At 72.1% G+C, this 16,926-nt stretch carries 14 protein-coding genes and 2 pseudogenes; 13 read left to right on the top strand and 3 right to left on the bottom strand.

Features of this window, described 5'->3' with window-relative positions; genetic code table 11:
* Positions 1-279 precede the first annotated feature (279 nt).
* The 4 genes and pseudogenes from OG900_06455 to OG900_06440 all read left to right on the top strand — a co-directional run bounded on the left by OG900_06455 (position 280) and on the right by OG900_06440 (position 3,064).
* A complete protein-coding gene (locus OG900_06455) occupies positions 280-825 on the top strand; it encodes a hypothetical protein (protein ID WUH89804.1) in 546 nt (181 codons plus the stop codon).
* 389 nt (positions 826-1,214) lie between these two features.
* Positions 1,215-1,418: pseudogene (locus OG900_06450) on the top strand (polysaccharide deacetylase family protein).
* A gap of 31 nt (positions 1,419-1,449) precedes the next feature.
* On the top strand, positions 1,450-1,878 hold the full coding sequence (locus tag OG900_06445) for a BlaI/MecI/CopY family transcriptional regulator (GenBank protein ID WUH89803.1): 429 nt from the start codon (positions 1,450-1,452) through the stop codon (positions 1,876-1,878).
* A 112-nt stretch (positions 1,879-1,990) separates the two neighbouring features.
* Complete coding sequence (locus tag OG900_06440; protein ID WUH89802.1) at positions 1,991-3,064, top strand: M48 family metalloprotease; 1,074 nt, start codon at positions 1,991-1,993, stop codon at positions 3,062-3,064.
* Here the strand turns inward: OG900_06440 and OG900_06435 are convergent.
* Positions 3,006-3,812, bottom strand: coding sequence for a hypothetical protein (locus OG900_06435; GenBank protein ID WUH89801.1), 807 nt, complete (start codon positions 3,810-3,812; stop codon positions 3,006-3,008). The genes OG900_06440 and OG900_06435 overlap by 59 nt on opposite strands.
* A gap of 237 nt (positions 3,813-4,049) precedes the next feature.
* Here OG900_06435 and OG900_06430 point away from each other — a divergent pair, with 237 nt between their 5' ends.
* The 4 genes from OG900_06430 (at position 4,050) to OG900_06415 (ending at position 7,876) form a co-directional block, all read left to right on the top strand.
* A complete protein-coding gene (locus OG900_06430) occupies positions 4,050-4,997 on the top strand; it encodes an ATP-binding cassette domain-containing protein (protein WUH89800.1) in 948 nt (315 codons plus the stop codon).
* Positions 4,994-5,833, top strand: a complete 840-nt coding sequence (locus OG900_06425) for an ABC transporter permease (GenBank protein WUH89799.1) — start codon at positions 4,994-4,996, stop codon at positions 5,831-5,833. The genes OG900_06430 and OG900_06425 overlap by 4 nt, the downstream gene beginning before the upstream one ends.
* Before the next feature lie 112 nt (positions 5,834-5,945).
* The gene (locus OG900_06420; protein WUH95638.1) at positions 5,946-7,220 is read left to right on the top strand and encodes a histidine kinase; all 1,275 of its coding nucleotides are present in this window, start codon (positions 5,946-5,948) and stop codon (positions 7,218-7,220) included.
* Positions 7,217-7,876, top strand: a complete 660-nt coding sequence (locus tag OG900_06415) for a response regulator transcription factor (GenBank protein ID WUH89798.1) — start codon at positions 7,217-7,219, stop codon at positions 7,874-7,876. Before OG900_06420 ends, OG900_06415 begins: the two co-directional genes overlap by 4 nt.
* Here the strand turns inward: OG900_06415 and OG900_06410 are convergent.
* Positions 7,864-9,234, bottom strand: a complete 1,371-nt coding sequence (locus OG900_06410; GenBank protein ID WUH89797.1) for an ATP-binding protein — start codon at positions 9,232-9,234, stop codon at positions 7,864-7,866. The two genes, OG900_06415 and OG900_06410, sit on opposite strands and share 13 nt — an antisense overlap.
* A 77-nt stretch (positions 9,235-9,311) precedes the next feature.
* The gene (locus OG900_06405; GenBank protein WUH89796.1) at positions 9,312-9,986 is read right to left on the bottom strand and encodes a response regulator transcription factor; all 675 of its coding nucleotides are present in this window, start codon (positions 9,984-9,986) and stop codon (positions 9,312-9,314) included.
* A gap of 428 nt (positions 9,987-10,414) precedes the next feature.
* On the opposite strand from OG900_06405, the gene OG900_06400 reads away from it, so the two are divergent.
* From OG900_06400 to OG900_06380, 5 genes and pseudogenes are all read left to right on the top strand, one after another.
* The gene (locus tag OG900_06400; protein WUH89795.1) at positions 10,415-11,722 is read left to right on the top strand and encodes a hypothetical protein; all 1,308 of its coding nucleotides are present in this window, start codon (positions 10,415-10,417) and stop codon (positions 11,720-11,722) included.
* Positions 11,723-12,058: 336 nt separating this feature from the next.
* On the top strand, positions 12,059-14,086 hold the full coding sequence (locus tag OG900_06395; protein WUH89794.1) for an FTR1 family protein: 2,028 nt from the start codon (positions 12,059-12,061) through the stop codon (positions 14,084-14,086).
* Between the two features lie 191 nt (positions 14,087-14,277).
* Complete coding sequence (efeB, locus tag OG900_06390) at positions 14,278-15,531, top strand: iron uptake transporter deferrochelatase/peroxidase subunit (protein WUH95637.1); 1,254 nt, start codon at positions 14,278-14,280, stop codon at positions 15,529-15,531.
* 135 nt (positions 15,532-15,666) lie between these two features.
* Positions 15,667-15,935: pseudogene (locus OG900_06385) on the top strand (heavy metal translocating P-type ATPase).
* Positions 15,936-16,101: 166 nt separating this feature from the next.
* Entirely contained in the window at positions 16,102-16,701 is a 600-nt protein-coding gene (locus OG900_06380) for a cation transporter (GenBank protein ID WUH89793.1), read from the top strand.
* Positions 16,702-16,926: the final 225 nt, after the last annotated feature.

Raw genomic sequence — 16,926 nt, 5'->3', positions numbered from 1 at the left:
ATCTCGAAGCGTGGAGAACGGCCGTCTCGGCCGTCCCGGAAAGAACCGCAGATCAGCAGGTCGGGTGACGTGCGAGGTTAAACGCCAAGCTGAGAGCGCGTTTGAGATCCGGCATCCCAGCTGTTCGGGTGGCTCGTTGGGCAGGGTGCAGGTGGGGTGCTGGGTACCTTGTATGCAGCCCGGTTGGCGGCTGTTCCGCAGACCGATGTTGTCGGGGGCAGGTGGTTTGATGGGCGCGTCGGCGCTGGTGGGGCGGTGCCGGGTCGTAGAGGGGGAGGCATGGCACGTACGACGCCGCAGCGTCCGGTTGATATGGGCGCGGAGTTTCCGGAACTGGGGGGAATGACGCGGGCGGCGGTTCGGCTGCACCCGACGCCGGGGGCACCGACGGTGCACGACAGCTCGGTGGGCGGGCCGTTGTTGTGGCCCGCGGATGAGGAGTGGCCGCGTTTTGATCCTGAGCGGCCGCCCTATGGCGAGGCGGCGTCCGAGGACACGTGGGAGGAGCCGCTGATCCCGGTCGCGCAGCTGTATGCGCGGGACGTGCCGGGCCTGCCCTTCCCCGAAGGGACGGACGTGCTCCAGGTCCTGTGGCTGCCCGTGCCCGCCCTCGATGGATGCTGGCCGGCAGTCCAGTTGCGGTGGCGGGCGGCGGCCGAGGTTCGACAGGTGCTGGCCGAGCCGCCGGAGCTGGAGTTCGTGGAGGTCGACGAGCATGTTCCCCGGCCGTGCGTGCTGGACCCGGAGACGATACGGGAGTTCGCAGAGAGAGGACCGGTTTCTCCTCCGGTGGTTCACGCTTCGGCCAGTGTGGGTGCCGATTAATCATCCGGCCTGGTCAGGCGGCATGGTGCGATGTCCTTGTCGCGGTCGCTCATCGGCAGCAGGCGGAGGAGGGCGAAGGCGTTGGTCGCAGCGAGGTAGGCCAGGCGCAGCAGCACGACAGATCATGATGCCGTCCATGCCCCATGCGGATGAAGAGTTTGAGGTGAGGGCAGGACAGCCGGAGATCGGCGATCAAGTCCGTGACCTGGACGGATGATTTATCGGCACCCGCAGACGCCGGCTGGTCGGGCTGTTCGCTGGGATGTACTGCGCGGGCCTGCGCCCGGAAGAAGCTGTCGCCGTCGCTCTGCCGGACTGTCGTCTGCCCCGGTCGGGCAGGGGCCGGCTGATCGCGCACCGCACCTTGCCGCAGGCGGGAAAGCGTGGAGCGCGGCGGAGGCACCGTGCCGCTGCACGACTCCGACTGCACCTCCGCCACCGGCTCGTGGCGCACCGCCCTGGCCGCGCTCCCCGGGCTGCCGGACCGCTGCCAGGCGTGCGGCCTCACCGTCGGCCCTCTGCGTGGCCACGGCACACCGCCTGTGGCGGGGTGGTCCGGCGGCCGTGGCCGGAGCGGCTTCCCTGCACGGTAGTAATCTGGTTCCTTCTACGAGGGGCGGCGATGTGAGCAGGCAGGAGGGCGCGGCGGCCGGGCGACGCGCGCCGGGCGAGTTGGAGAACGAGGTGCTCGCGGCGCTGTGGGCGGCCGGTGAGCCGGTCGGTGCGGGCGCCGTACGCGAGCAGGTCGCGGGCGATCCCGCCTACACCACCGTGCTCACGATCCTGATCCGGCTGTACGACAAGGGGCTGGTCACCAGGAAGCGTGCGGGGCGCAGCTACCTCTACTCGCCCGTGCGCGACGAGGCCGGGCATGCGGCGGCCGGGATGCGGGATCTGCTCGAGCACGGCGGGGACCGCGCCGCGGTGCTGGCACGCTTCGTCTCCGAACTGCCGGACGAGGACGAGAGGCTGCTGGAACAGCTGCTGCGCGACCACATGACGGGTCCCCACCCCACCGACGGCGCCACGCGCCCTTCCGGCACGCAGGACTGACCGTGCCGGACACGGACGGTCGCGCAGCCGGGCGAGGGGGGTTCCGGTGCGGTCCGGGAGGGTGCTCCAGCTGTCCCGGGGGCGGGCCGGTACCGGCACGGACGGTGTGGACGTGAGCGGCACCGGCTTCGGCCTGTGCGCGCCTCTGATGGTCGGCACGCTCCTGGCGCTGATCGCGCCATGGCTCCGCGATTTGCTGCCGCCCAGGTCCGCGGCGTGGCTGCTGGTGTCCGCCGCCGTCGTTTCGACCGGGGTGTGGGCCGCGGGCCTGGCGATGATCGGCTCCACGATCGTCGGCCAGATCCCCGAGGTGGCCGAGGCCGGGCGCTGGTCCCCGCACGTGCTGGCCGCGCACGCCCCCTTCGACCGGCCGGTGGGCGCGGCATGCGCCCTGGCCCTGATCGGCTGCGCCGCCGCGCTGGTCGTCGCGTCGTGGCGCCGTATCACCGTGCTGGTCGGCATGTGGCGCGAGTGCCGCGATCTGCCTGCCGCCGGGGATCTGGCGGTCGTGGACGATCCCGCGCCGACCGCCTTCGCCCTGCCGGGGACTCCCGGCAGGGTCGTGGTCTCGTCCGGGATGCTCCGCGTACTGTCCCGGGACGAGCGGCAGGCGCTGCTGGCGCACGAGCGCGCCCATCTGCGGCACCATCACCACCTCTTCCTGCTCGTCCTCCAGGTCTCCGCGGCGGTGAACCCGCTGCTGCACCCGCTGGCAAAGGCGGGCGCCTTCACACTGGAACGCTGGGCCGACGAGGCGGCGGCCGACGTCGTAGGAGGCCGCCCGCTCGTCGCGCGGGCCATCGCACGGGCGGCCCTTGCGACCAAACGCCCTCCGGAGCAGCCACTCGCGGCCACCTCCGGCCCGGTCCCGCAGCGCGTCACCGCCCTGCTGGCACCGCGCCGGCCCGCCCGCCGCCCACTGGTCGCCACCGTCGCGGTCCTCATGACGGCCTGCTGCGCCACCACCGCCCTTGCCGCCCAGGACGTCGACGCCCTTTTCGACGCGGCCACCCCGCCGTCCCGCCCCGCCGCCACCCGGCACCTGCCCGACCGGGACCGGCCCGCTGCGGCCGGCACGCCGGTGGTGCCGGGGCGGACCCGTTCCGGGGCGGACCGGGCGGGGCGTGTCAGCTCCGTGCCGTCTCCAGTTGCTCGGAGGGCTCGGGCTGGACGTCCGAGCGGCTGACCGCGAGGTAGGCGACCAGGGCGACGATCAGCAGGGCGAGCACCAGCGTCACCGGGCCGTCACCCAGGCCGAGTCCGCTGCTGCTCCTCGGCTTGCCGAGCCCGTCGGCGATCGAGGCGCCCAGTGGCCGGGTGAGGACATAGGCCGTCCAGAACGTCAGGACGGCGTCCCAGCGCAGCCAGTACCGGCCGGCCGCCGGGATCGCGATGAGGACGGCGAAGAGGACCGCCGAGGAGCCGTAGCCGAGGTGCGCGGTGACGGCGGTGAGGTCGCCCAGCGCCGTGCCCATGGCGAAGGTGGCCATGACGGCCGCCCAGTAGAACGCCTCGCGCCGCGGCGTGTCGATGCTGTGCACGGACAGGGTGCCCTCGGTCGCACGCCATGACGCGAAGACGGCGGCCAGCACGATCGCGTACAGCAGGCTGGAGACGGCGTACGGGACGCCGACCGCGACGTGGACGACGTCGGCGGCCATCGTGCCGAACACGCCGACCCCGGCGACCGCGGACCAGTACGTCCACGCCCGGTAACGCGCGGCGCGGAATTGCGCCACCAGGGCGGCGAGGAATCCCACGAAGCCCAGCAGCACTGCGAGCGGCGGGGCCATCACGCCCACCAGGTAGTCCGAGACCGACTCGCCCATCGCCGTCGACAGCCCCTTGACCAGCCAGAACACGGCGGTGATCTGAGGGACGCGCAGGGCGCCCGCGGTGGTGAGGCCAGGTCGGGAGTGGCGTGCGGAGAACATCACGGAGGTTCCTTGCGGGGCGCGGCGACGGCGGGGACCGCCATCGATCACGCGGTCCGCCGTGATACTACAACTCGTAGGAGATGGCCGCGAAAGGGCCGCGCCCCGTGTAGTACCGCGGTACCACCGGCGCGGCACGGTTCAGCCTCCGGTACCAGGAAATCGCGCTGGCCGGGACCTAACGTTGCAGGTGAGGCGCCGGACCCGCGGACGCCGGACCCGACAGGAAGAGCACCCATGATCGACGCACGGCAGCTGACCAAGCGCTACGGCGCGAAGACCGCCGTCGACAGCCTGGACTTCACTGTCAGGCCTGGCACGGTGACGGGCTTCCTCGGTCCCAACGGCGCGGGCAAGTCCACGACGATGCGCATGATCGTCGGCCTCGACGCCCCCACCGGCGGCTCCGTCACGGTGAACGGGCACCGCTACGCGCGGCACCGCGCGCCGCTCCAGGAGGTCGGCGCCCTGCTGGAGGCGAAGTCGGTCCACCCGGGCCGGTCCGCCTACCGTCACCTCACGGCACTCGCGCTGACGCACGGCATCCCGCGGCGCAGAGTCGACGAGGTCATCGAGATCGCCGGGCTCGGCAGCGTGGCCACGAAGCGGGCAGGCGCTTTCTCGCTGGGTATGGGACAGCGGCTCGGCATCGCCGCGGCGCTGCTGGGCGACCCGCAGACGGTCATGCTGGACGAGCCCGTCAACGGTCTCGACCCCGAGGGCGTCCTGTGGATCCGCACCCTGCTGACCTCCCTCGCCGAGGAGGGGCGCACGGTCTTCGTCTCCTCGCACCTGATGAGCGAGGTCGCCCTGGTGGCGGACCATCTGATCGTCGTAGGCCGCGGTCGGCTGCTGGCCGACACGACCGTGCAGGACCTCGTCCGCGCTGCGGGCGGCGACACCGTGCAGGTGGCCACGCAGGACCCGTCCCGGCTGCGGGACGTCCTGGCCGGTCCGGGCGTGGACGTCACCGGGCGTGTCGGCTCCGAGGAGCTGCAGGTGACGGGCCTGACCGCACGGGAGATCGGTCTGAAGGCCGCCGAGCATGGGATCGCGCTGTTCGAGCTGAGCAGCCGCCAGGTGTCGCTGGAGCAGGCGTTCATGGATCTGACCAGGGACGCCGTCGAATACCACGGCTCCACCACCGGCAGCGGGATCGTCGAGTCACTCGGGAGGACGGCATGACCACCCTCACCGCGACCGCGCAGACGCCCCCCGCGGCTCCTTCCCGTCCCCCCTACCGGGTGACCGGGCGCCGGGTGCTGGCCTCGGAGTGGGAGAAGCTCTGGTCTCTGCGCTCGACCTGGATCACGCTCGGGCTCGGCCTGCTGTTCCTCGTCGCGTTCGGGCTGATCGCGTCCGGGCGGTACGAGTCCACGTACGGCTCCCCCCACATGGACCACGACTTCGCCATGTCGACCGCCGTGAGCCTGTCGCTCTTCGGCACCAACTTCGCCCAGCTGGCGCTCGGCGTTCTCGGCGTGCTGGTCACCGCGGGCGAGTACTCGACCGGGATGATCCGCTCCTCCCTGGCCGCGGTGCCACGCCGACTCCCGGTCCTGTGGTCCAAGGCGGCCGTGTTCGGTCTGGTCGCGCTGGTCGTCGCCCTGGTGGGCGTGTTCGTCGCCTTCCTCTTCGGCAGCCGGATCGTCTCGGGCACGCCCGCCGCCATGGGCATCTCGCACGCCGGTGTCGTCCGCAGCCTGCTGGGCGCCGGCCTCTACCTGGGCCTGGTCGGCGTGATCGGCACGGCGCTGGGCTCGCTGCTGCGGTCGGTGGCCGGCGGCATCTCCGTCCTGGTTGCCACCCTGATGCTGATCCCCGGCCTGGCCTCGCTGCTGCCCTCCTCGTGGCGCGACGACATCACCTGCTATCTGCCGAGCAACGCCGGTGAGTCGATGTTCGCCCTGACACACGACAGCACCAGCCTGTCGCCCGGTGCCGGCCTGCTGGTCTTCCTCGGCTGGACGGCACTCGCCCTGGCCGGTGCCGCATACCGGCTGCTGCGCAGCGACGTGTGACGGCTCGCACCATGATGAGGAGGTGCCCCTCATGACCTCCCAGACCGCCGTCGCGGGCGCGCCGGTGACGTCCTTCTTGGACGCCTCGGACGACGTGACGCCTGCGGCGTCCATGACGGACATGGGCGCGATGGGTCCGCTGGTCGCCCGGTTCTCCCGGGCCGGCCGGCGCCTGCGGCAGGCCGACCGGGCGCACCCGTGGGTGCTGGACAGCGCGCTGCTGGTGCTGGTCTTCCTGGCGTTCTGCCTGCCCGACCTGCTGCACGGGGAGGACGGCGACGGGCCGCGCCGCTTCCGGCTGGCGTTCGCCCGGCTGCCTGTCGCCGGGATGCTCGCCCTCCAGGCCGGGCTTGTCGTGCCGCTGCTGTGGCGGCGACACCGACCTGCGGTGGCCTTCGGCGCCGTGGCCGGCGCCTTCGTCCTCCAGTTCTGGCTGGGCGCCGCGCTGCGCGCGGACATCGCGCTGTTCATCGCCCTGTACAGCCTCGCTCTGCACGGGCGGCTGCGGCAGCTGCCCTGGGCCTGCGCGGTCACGGCCGCCGCCATGGTGCTGGTCGCGGTGCGGGCGTCGGCTGCAGTGTCCGTCGGGGACGCGCTGTTCTTCCTGTTCAGCACGGCGACCGCGGCGCTGGCGCTCGGCCTGATGGTGCGGGTCCGGCGGGCTCAGCTCGCCGGGCTGCGCGACCGCGCTGCCCGGCTGGAGGTCGAGCGGGACCAGCGCGGCCGGCTCGCCGCCGCGGCCGAACGCGCCCGGGTGGCCCGCGACATGCACGACATCGTCGGCCACAACCTGGCCGTCATCATCACCCTCGCCGACGCCGCCGGCTATGCCGGCGCCGCCGCCCCGGAACGCGGCAGAGAGGCCCTCCACCTCATCGGCGAGACCGGCCGTCAGGCACTCGGCGAGCTCCGGCGCGTCCTGGGCGTCCTGCGGGAGGCCGCCAGCGGCCCACAGGACGGTCCTGAACTGCACCCGCAGCCCGGCCTCGGCGACATCGGCAGCCTGTGCGAGGGTGTACGCGCCGCGGGCCTCGACGTCGTCTACCGCACCGCCGGCGCTGTCGAAGCCCTCGACAGCGGGGTGCAGCTCACGGTCTACCGCATCGTCCAGGAAGCGCTGACCAACTCCCTCAAGCACGCCGGCGCCGGCACCCGCGTGAACCTGGCGATCATCGCCGAGCCCTCCCGGCTGACCCTCAGGGTCCAGGACACCGGTGCGGGCGGCGACACCCGCGGCCACGAGCCGGTCAACGAGGAGGGCCACGGCCTGGTCGGCATGCGCGAGCGCACCGCCCTCTACCGGGGAAGCCTCAGGGCGGGTCCCGACGGCACGGGCTGGACAGTCGAGGCCGTGCTCGACCTCACCCCGCTGGACGGTGCCGGATGACCACCGTGCTGGTCGTGGACGACCAGCCGCTGCAGCGCTACGGTTTCCGGCTGCTCCTCGGCTCCGTTGCTGGGACGGAGGTCGTGGGCGAGGCCGCGCACGGCGCGCAGGCTGTCCGCATGGCGGCTGAACTCCGCCCCGACGTGGTCCTCATGGACGTCCGCATGCCCGGCATGGACGGCATCGAGGCCACCCGCCGGATCACCGCCACCGGCGGCCGCTCCCGCGTCCTGGTGCTGACCACTTTCGACCTCGACGAGTACGTCTACGCGGCCCTGCGCGCCGGGGCCAGTGGCTTCCTCCTCAAGGACGCCCACCCCGAGGAGCTGCTCTCCGGTATTCGCGCCGTCGCAGCCGGTGATGCGGTGATCGCCCCCGCACTCACCCGCCGCCTCCTTCGCGAGTTCGCTCAACTGACTCCCTCCAGCCCCGTCGCGGGCCCGGGGTTGGACTCCCTCACCGACCGCGAGCGCGAGATCCTCGTCGCCGTCGGCCAGGGCTGGAACAACGCCGAGATCGCTTCCCACTTCGTGCTGGCCGAGTCCACGGTGAAGACGCACGTCGGCCGGGTCCTCGCCAAGATCGGCGCGCGCGACCGCATCCAGGCCGTGATCTTCGCCTACGACCACGGGCTGGCACGCCCTCACACCGAGTGAACCGCAGACCCCCGCGCTCCGGGGAGGGTGATGACGAAGTGCGCGCCTCCCAGGGGACCGGGAGCCTCGGACAGGGTGATGTCGCCGCCTGCGTTTCTGGCCAGGCGGCGGGCCAGGGCAAGGCCGAGGCCCGCTCCGTCGTGGCCGTCGCAGGGGTCGGCCCGGCGTCCGGCCTCGAAGACCGCGGGGCCCAGGACCGCGGGGACGCCGGGGCCGTCGTCGCTCACGTGGACCTGCGCTCCGCGCGGAGCCGGCACGCACTCCACGAGGATCTCGTGCGAGCCGTAGCGGTCGGCGTTGTCGAGCAGCGGGGTGAGGATGCGTTCGAACAGCGCCGCCGGGACGTCGGCGGTGACCGCCCGCCCCTCGACGGTGACCGGGACCGTCTTCGGCGCGGACTCGGCACGCCGCCGGGCCAAGGACGCCGCGACCTCGCCGGGGGCGCAGCGGCCGGGATCGGCCGAGCCCGCTCGGGCGTCGGCGAGCAGGGCCTCGCAGATCTGCGCCATCGCCGCGGCGCTCGCCGCGATGGTCTCGTGGGAGGCCGCCTGCTCGGCCCGGCTGCGTGGCCGCGTGGTCAGCCACTCGGCCTCGGCGGTGATCCGCGCAAGCGGCGTGCGCAGCTCGTGTGACAGCTCGGCGGTGAGCTGATGCTCGTGGCGGACGAGGGCCGCCAGCCGGTCCAGCAGACCGTCGAGGTTGCCGGCGAGGTGAGCGAGTTCACGCGGGCGCTCGTGGGTGCCGAAGCGCCGCGAGGCTTCGTGCTCGCTCCACTCGGCCGCCTGGGCGCTCATCGCCCCCACTGGCTGGAGGGCGCGGCCGGCGACCGCCCGCGCCACGAGGTAGACGCCGGCCAGCAGCGCGAGCGCGAGCCCTATCGAGCCGAGGAGCACGTACCTGGCGGTGGACCGGTACGGGTCGAGTGCAACGGTCGCCACCACGGTGCCCACCTGGCGGCCGCCGGCCGGGGCCACGACGGGAAGGGCGTACAGCCGGTTCGCGGCGGGCTCCGCTGTGTCGGCGAACACCGAGGACCGGCCGGCCAGCCGGTCCGCCTGGCGCTGCAACGCGTCGGGCGCGGCGGGGCGCTCGACGGCAACCCGGCCCTGGTAGATCCACACGCCGACGTCCAGCGCCTGGTCGTCGCTGGGCTCGTGCACGACGATCCGGCCGTCGGCCCGCGCCTCGACCGTGGCCGCCACCGCCGCGGACCTCGTACGCAGCAGGTCGTCGGCCTGACCGCGCAGTTGGGCACCCAGGATCAGGTTGGCGGCGATCGTCAGCACCGTCACCCAGACCGCGGTGGTGGCCAGCGCCAGCAGGGCCAGCCGCCCGCGCAGCGTACGCGGCCGCAGCACGGGCCGGGACGGCCGCCGCGATCGCCGCCCCGGAGGTCGTGCCGCCCAGGCCGAAGCCCGAGACCAGGGGAGGAGCCTCACGAGAACCGGTACCCGACGCCCCGCACGGTGCTGATCGCATGGCCGCCGCCGGCCTCGCGCAGCTTGCGCCGCAGCCGCGTCATGTACTGGTCGAGGGTGTTGTCGCTGACCCGGGCCCCCTCGGGCCAGGCCGCCCTGAGCAGAGCCCGGCGGCGTACCACAGTGCCCGGCGCCGCGGCCATCACGCAGGCCATCAGCCGGAACTCGGTCGGCGTCAGCGGCACGTCCCGCCCGTGCACCTGGAGGACGTGCGCCACCGGGTCGAGCCGGACACCGGACGACTCGACGGTCGCCTCCCGCCCCGCCCTGCGCAGCGCCGCCCGGACCCTGGCGGCCAGCTCCACCAAGTGGAACGGCTTGGCGAGGAAGTCGTCGCCACCGGCGGTGAAGCCGGACAGCCGGTCCGGGAGCGTGTTGTGCGCGGTCAGGAACACCACGGGGACGTCGATGCCAGCCGCCCGCATCGCATGGCACACGTCCCGTCCGTCGGAGTCGGGCAGCCCGATGTCGAGGACGACGGCGTCCACTCGTGTCCGCGACCGTAGGGCCCGCAGCGCGCCCGCCCCGTCGCCGGCGGTGAGGACGTCGAAGTCCTCCTCCCGCAGGCCACGGGCGAGTATCGCGCGAAGGCCCGGGTCGTCCTCCACGACCAGGACGCGATGAGAGGTCACCGTACGATTGTCACCGATCCCGGCGCTTCCCCGGCGGCCCCTCGTATGCCCCGGCCCCGGTGACGTGCCCACGGTCGCGCTCATGGGCCGAGGTTGACACGCGCAGCCTGAAAAAAACCTGACTGCGTGCCGCCACCGCAAGCACTCCGCCACACCTTGCAATGGAATTCCATCGCAAGGCCGTGACCAGCGCGAACGCACCACGGGCAGGTGCGGGTCGGCCGGAAGTCGGAACCCACCCCCGGCGCCCCGTCGCGCTTGTGTGCGCACCACTCGTGCGACCAGGGTGGAGCCGATATCCAGGGGCCAGGGCGGTCATGTCGGCGCCACCGGTGCGGGCGAACGCATCCCTTCGAGGTCTCGACAGCTCCTGGCCGGAGAGCACCTCACGTTAGTGACTACAAGCTTGTAGACGCTACCGTCGCGACATGACGACTCCCACCACTCCCGCCACTCCCACGACCCGGCAGGGCGCCGCGGGAAGTAGCGCACTGAACAAGGTGCCCGAGGTCACGGTCTGGTTCTGGATCATCAAGATCCTCTGCACGACGGTCGGGGAGAGTTTCGCCGACTACATCAACACCACGCTGGGCTTCGGCCTGACGAACACCACGCTCTTGTTCACCGCGGTGTTCGCGGTCGTGCTGACCGTCCAGTTCCGGACGAGGCGCTACAGTCCGTTCCCGTACTGGCTCACCGTGGTCGTGGTCAGTGTCACCGGCACCCTCTACACCGACATGCTCACCGATCAGCGACACGTCCCGCTGTGGCTCAGCGCGACGGTGTTCTCCGTCCTGCTGGCGCTCGTCTTCGGGGTCTGGTGGCTGCGCGAGCGGACCCTGTCGATCCACAGCATCACCACCTTCCCCCGGGAGGCGTTCTACTGGCTGACCGTCCTGGTGACCTTCGCGCTGGGCACGGCCACCGGCGACTGGACACTCGAGCTGACCAGTTGGACGCCCGAAAAGTCGGTGCTCCTGCCACTGGGTCTCATCGCGGCGGTCACCGGCCTGTGGAAGTTCGGTGCCAACCCGGTGCTCTCCTTCTGGCTTGCCTACATCCTCACCCGCCCGCTCGGCGCCAACATCGGTGACTGGCTCGCCTCCCCGAAAACCGCGACCAGCCCCGGCGAGCCCGTCGGGCTGGGCCTCGGCACCTTCGCCACGAGCCTGATCTTCCTCAGCGCCATCCTGGCGACAGTCGTCTACCTGGCGGTCAGCCGCAGCGACGTCGCCGAGACCTACGAACTGACCCACGAGTCGCCGGTCACCACCAACCCGCGCAAAGAGCGCATCGCACTGGGAGGCTTCGCAGCGGTCGCCTTCGCCACCGTCGCGCTGCTGGTCTGGGCCCACCACCAGCCGCACGTCACGTGCGACCCGACCGGTCAGAGCGAGACGCTGCCGGCCTGCCCGAAGGCTGCCATGACCGCCGGCCAGACCGCGGCGGCGGTGACGAAGTACGAGAGGCTGACGCAGACGGCGATCGCGCAGGACAAGGCGGGAAGCACCGCGGCCTCGCACGCCACCGTGCAGAAGATGCGCGACGACTGGGACGCGGACGCCACCTCGCTCCAGGCGGTGGACAACACCACCTGGACCCTGCTCGACAACCAGATGGACGAGGTCCTCAGGACCTACGCCATCGACCACGGCGACATCAAGCCCGCCCCGGCCGCCGAGCAGGAGAGGCAGCTCGACGTCCTGCTGGGTGACTTCACCAGTCACCACTTCTGAGCAGGCGACTCGCAGGGCGAGCAGCGATGATCGCGAGCGGCGCGGACCGAGGGAGTCCGTCCAGGACGTGATCCAGGTTCAGGTGACGCACTGATGTGATCACCAACCTCGCGAACCTCCGACCGGAGCCCCGGACGAGGAAGGACGGTCGGTGGATCGGGGCGGGCACGTACCGCCGCCGACCCTGCGCGCCCACCGGCGCCGGGGACCGGCGCTCCGGGCCGCTCCGGAATCTCCCGCACGACCTTCGTCGACACGGCTGTAGACCCCACTGGTAAGGTTTGCCTTGGCTAATTGATCGGCGGTGGGCTGAACTGGCCCGGGGAGGGCACCTTCATGTGGGACAACATGTTCCCCAACTTCCTCATAGGTCTGCGGGAAGGCCTTGAGGCAGGGCTCGTTGTCTCGATCCTCGTGGCCACCCTGGTCCGCGGCGGCAACAGGGAGCGGCTGCCCCAGGTGTGGACCGGCGTCGCCGCCGCGGTCGGCCTGTCGCTCAGCTTCGGCGCGGTGCTGACGTTCAGCTCGCAGCAGATGGCCACCACCGCCCAGGAGGCTTTCGGCGGCTTCCTCTCGGTGGTCGCGGTGGCCTTCGTCACCGTGATGATCTTCTGGATGCGCAGGAACGCGCGCAACCTGTCCGGTGAGATCAAGGAGAAGGTGGCCGCCGCGCTCACCGTGGGCGCCGGTGCGCTGGTCGTCACCAGCTTTCTCGCGGTCGGCCGCGAGGGCCTGGAGACCGCGCTCTTCCTGTGGACCAACGAGCAGACCGCGCACGGTTCCGGCGCGGGCCCGCTGCTCGGCGGGGCCATCGGGCTCGTACTGGCGACCGGACTGTGCTGGGGGCTCTACAAGCGCGTGTTGAAGATCAACCTGACCAGGTTCTTCACCTGGACGGGCTTCGGGCTGATCGTCATCGCGGCGGGCGTGCTCGGTTACGGCCTGCGCGACCTCCAGGAGGGCAAGGTCCTGCCGGGCGGCGGCTCGTACCTGGTGGACGTCTCGGCGCACGTCGACGCCACCTCGTGGTACGCGCAGCTCGTGCAGGGAGTGCTGAACCTCACGACGCAGATGACGTCGCTTCAGGTCGTGTCGTACGTGGTGTACCTCGCCGTGGTCATGAGCCTGTTCGTGCGGGGGCTGCGGGCCGCGCCGGCGGCGAAGTCGGCCGCCGCCGCAGCGTCCGCGACCGTGATCGCCGCCCGGCGCGTGCCGCGTTGGACCGTACCGGTGGCCGTCGTCGCCATCCCGGCCGTCGCCGCCGGCGTCGTCATCGCCGCGTCCGGGGGGAAGAAAGCCGCCGCCTCGACCGTGAGTGTGTCGGAGGCGGACTGCGGCAAGGGTTTCACGGCCCCGCACCCCGGCCGCCAGACGTTCCGCATGCACAACACCGGCAGCAAGGCGTCCGAGGTCTACCTCATCGACCCGGCCAGCAACGCGGTGTACGGCGAGATCGAGGGCCTGGCCCCCGGTACCACTCGCGACCTGGTCGCCACCCTCGGCAGCGGCGCATACGCCTGGCGCTGCGTGCCGACCGGCGGCAAGGCCGTGACCTCCGCGACGGTACGGGTCAGCGGCGGCGGTTCCGCCAAGCCCGTACTGCCGCTCGCCGCCTCGGAACTGGAGCCGCCGCTCGCCGCGTACAGGACGTACGTGGACGCCGGGCTCGACAAGCTCCGGACGCAGACCGCCCAGCTCACCGCGGACCTCACGGCCGGCGACCTCGGCGCGGCCCGCACCGACTGGCTCACCGCGCACCTCACGTACTCCTCGCTCGGCGCGGCCTACGGCACTTTCACCGAATTCGACACGAAGATCAACGGCCGCAAGGACGGCCTGCCCGGCGGTGTCACCGACCCGGATTTCACCGGCTTCCACCGCATCGAGTACGGCCTGTGGCACGGGCAGTCCGCCGCGACCCTGCGCCCCCTCGCCGACCAGCTCGTGAAGGACGTCACCGGGCTGCGCAAGGCGTTCCCCACGCAGCCCTTCGACCCGTCCGACCTGCCGCTGCGCAGCCACGAGATCCTCGAGAACACCCTCCAGTTCGAGCTGACCGGCGACACGGACCAGGGCAGCGGCAGCAACCTGGCCACCGCCGACGCCAACCTGGACGGCACCCGCGAACTGCTGGACGTGCTGCGTCCGCTGATCATCCGCCGGGCGCCGCAGCAGCTGACCGTCATCGACGCCGACATCGCCCGGCTGCGGGGCCTGCTGGACGCCGCGCACCGCGGCGCCGCCTGGACGCCGGTCGAGAAGCTGGACGCGGCAGCACGACAGAAGGTCAACGGGGCGACCGGGCAACTGCTGGAGGACCTGGCACCTGTGCCCGACCTCCTCGAGATCCGGAAGTCCGCGTGATGAGCACGCCCCCTCCGCCCGCCACCACACACGTCGGCGCCGTACAGGCGCCCGACGAGCGAACCCGCGCTCCGCGCGCGCCCGCCCGGCCGCACGCCGCCCGCCGCCCCGAAGGGAACCCTCCGATGTCCGCCGACTCCCCCCGCCCCGAGGGCCACGAGGCCCCCGCGGTGCCGCAGGGCACCTGCCCGATGGGCGCCGGGCGCAGGTCCTTCGTGAAGACCGTGTTCGGCGCGGGAGCCGGCACCGCGGCGCTGGCTGGCGGCGGCTTCGCGCTGACCTCGGCGGCCGGCGGCGCCGCCGCGCACGCGTCGGACACCGTGGAGCCGGGGCGGGCCCCCGCCGTACCGTTCCACGGCGTGCACCAGGCGGGCATCACCACCCCCGCGCCGGCCGCGGCCACCTTCGTGTCGTTCGACGTCATCGCCGACAACCGGGCCGAACTCGCCGGCCTGCTGCGTACGATCACCGACCGGGCCCGCTTCCTGACCGCCGGCGGCACCCCGGCTGACCTCGGCGTCGGTGCCCCGCCCTCCGACAACGGCATTCTCGGCCCGACGGTCCCCGCCGACGCCCTCACCGTGACCGTCGGCGTCGGCGCGTCCCTCTTCGACGACCGTTACGGCCTGGCCGCCGCCAAGCCGCGCCGCCTGAGCCCCATGCGGGTCTTCCCCAACGACAACCTCCAGGCCGCCGAGTGCCACGGCGACCTCTCGCTGCAGATCTGCGGCGGCAGCACGGACACCGTGCTGCACGCCCTGCGCGACATCGCCCGCCACACCCGCGGGGCGATGCAGATCAAGTGGCGCATCGACGGCTTCCAGAACGCCCCTCGCCCCACGGGAGCGCAGCGCAACCTGCTCGGCTTCAAGGACGGCATCGCCAACCCCGACGTGTCCTCCACCCGCGAGATGGACCGACTGCTGTGGGTCACCGACGGCCTCGGCGAACCCTCATGGGCCACCGGCGGCAGCTACCAGGTCATCCGGATCATCCGCATGCTCGTGGAGTTCTGGGACCGGGTCTCCCTCACCGAGCAGGAGAAGATGTTCGGCCGCCGCAAGGACACCGGCGCCCCTCTGGACGGAGCCGAGGAAACCGACGCCCCCGACTACCCCAAAGACCCCGACGGCAACGCCATTCCGCTGAACGCCCACATCCGCATGGCCAACCCCCGCACCGCGAAGACGGACGACTCCCGCATCCTGCGCCGCGGCTTCAACTTCGACCGCGGCATCGACTCCGTCGGCAACCTCGACATGGGCCTGGTCTTCTGCTGCTACCAGCAGGACGTCGTAAGGCAGTTCGAGGCCGTGCAGACCCGCCTCGTCGACGAACCACTCGCCGACTACATCTCCCCCGTCGGCGGCGGCTACTTCTTCGTCCTCCCCGGCGTGCACGACACGCGCGACTGGTTGGGACGAGGACTGCTCAACACGGGCTGACGCCTGTCGGCAGTCACGATCCCCCGGTAGCGGGGGCCGTAACGCCCGGGCATTGTCCCAGCCTGGCAGGCTTGTCGCAGTCTCACCAGAACGAGACCGGCGATCTACGCATCACGAGTCCGTACTCAACGACGCCCCGCCCTTGCCGCCGCCCGCACTGGCATCGCCGTGGGAGGGGCCGGATCCGACCTGGCGCTGGAGACCGCCGACGCGGTGGTGGTCCGCGACGAGCTGGCCACCGTCCCCGCCGTCGCCGCCTTGTCCCGCGTGCGGCGCCTGGTGGTGCAGAACCTGGTCATCGCCTCGGTGTTCATCACCGGCCTGGTCATCTGGGACCTGGCCGGTACCCCGCCCCTGCCGCTGGGTGTGGGGCCGGGCATCAGGGCTCCACTGTCATCGTCGCCTCAACGGGCTGCGTCTGCCGGCCGACGGCGCCTGGCGCCGCGCCCGCGCACACGGCGCTGCGTGTCCGCTGCCCGACCCCGCTGCCCGGCATGTTGCCCGACCGGTCGGCGCCGGGCTTGCGGGGGCGGGCGCGAGCGTGCAGGCAACTCCTGCGAGGATGCCCCGGTGACCAGTGCTGATGATGCCGCCCGTCAGGCGCTTGTCCGCCGCGGGTTCGCCCTGGAATACACCACACTGGCCTGGAATGTGGTCGGCATCGTGGTGCTCGCGGTCGCCGCCGTCTCCGCCAGGTCGGTTGCGCTGGCTGGCTTCGGCCTGGACTCCCTGATCGAGATCGGCGCGTCCACCGTGGTGGTGTGGGAACTGTCGGGCACCGGTAAGGAGCGCCGGCGCCGTGCGCTGAAGCTGATCGGCGTCGGCTTCACACTCCTGGTCCTCTACCTGCTCGTGCAGTCCACCTGGGCGCTGGCCACCGCGTTTCGGCCGCATCACTCGCCGCTGGGCATCGCCTGGACCGCAGTGACCGCCGCGGTGATGTTCGTCCTTTCCGCGGGCAAGGCCCGCACCGGCGCCGCCCTGGACAACCCGGTGCTCACCATGGAGGGGCGGGTGACTTTCATCGACGGCTTGCTGGCCTCGGCCGTACTGCTCGGCCTGCTGCTCAATGCTCTGGCCGGCCTGTGGTGGGCAGACCCGGCAGCCGGATACGTGCTGGTGTACTACGCACTGCGCGAGGCCAAGGCGATCTTGTCCGTCGGGCACTGACCGCCCGAGCTGGTCGAACACCGCACTCGCCGCCGACCGGCGTGTCGCTCCCTGCAGGCACCGGCGTTCGCGGGCGCAAGGCCGAGGTCGGTCCCCGCCCGCCGCGAGATGGTGACGGTTGTCCACAGGCCGGCCGTCGCAGGCTGTCGGAGAGGTCGCCGTGACCGGCAGGCCGCCGTCGAAGACTGCGCGCGGTCCCGGCGGTGGCGGCAGATCGGCCGTTCG

Source organism: Streptomyces sp. NBC_00433 (assembly GCA_036015235.1).
Taxonomy (GTDB): domain Bacteria; phylum Actinomycetota; class Actinomycetes; order Streptomycetales; family Streptomycetaceae; genus Actinacidiphila.
The sequence above is the reverse complement of the archived record's forward strand: the minus strand, read 5'-3'. Positions and strand labels throughout refer to the sequence as shown.

Coding starts and splice junctions, on each gene's coding strand:
- OG900_06455 (WUH89804.1), top strand. CDS start 280: ATGGCACGTACGACGCCGCAGCGTCCGGTTGATATGGGCGCGGAGTTT.
- OG900_06435 (WUH89801.1), bottom strand. CDS start 3,812: ATGTTCTCCGCACGCCACTCCCGACCTGGCCTCACCACCGCGGGCGCC.
- OG900_06430 (WUH89800.1), top strand. CDS start 4,050: ATGATCGACGCACGGCAGCTGACCAAGCGCTACGGCGCGAAGACCGCC.
- OG900_06425 (WUH89799.1), top strand. CDS start 4,994: ATGACCACCCTCACCGCGACCGCGCAGACGCCCCCCGCGGCTCCTTCC.
- OG900_06420 (WUH95638.1), top strand. CDS start 5,946: ATGACGGACATGGGCGCGATGGGTCCGCTGGTCGCCCGGTTCTCCCGG.
- OG900_06415 (WUH89798.1), top strand. CDS start 7,217: ATGACCACCGTGCTGGTCGTGGACGACCAGCCGCTGCAGCGCTACGGT.
- OG900_06400 (WUH89795.1), top strand. CDS start 10,415: ATGACGACTCCCACCACTCCCGCCACTCCCACGACCCGGCAGGGCGCC.
- OG900_06395 (WUH89794.1), top strand. CDS start 12,059: ATGTGGGACAACATGTTCCCCAACTTCCTCATAGGTCTGCGGGAAGGC.
- efeB (WUH95637.1), top strand. CDS start 14,278: ATGGGCGCCGGGCGCAGGTCCTTCGTGAAGACCGTGTTCGGCGCGGGA.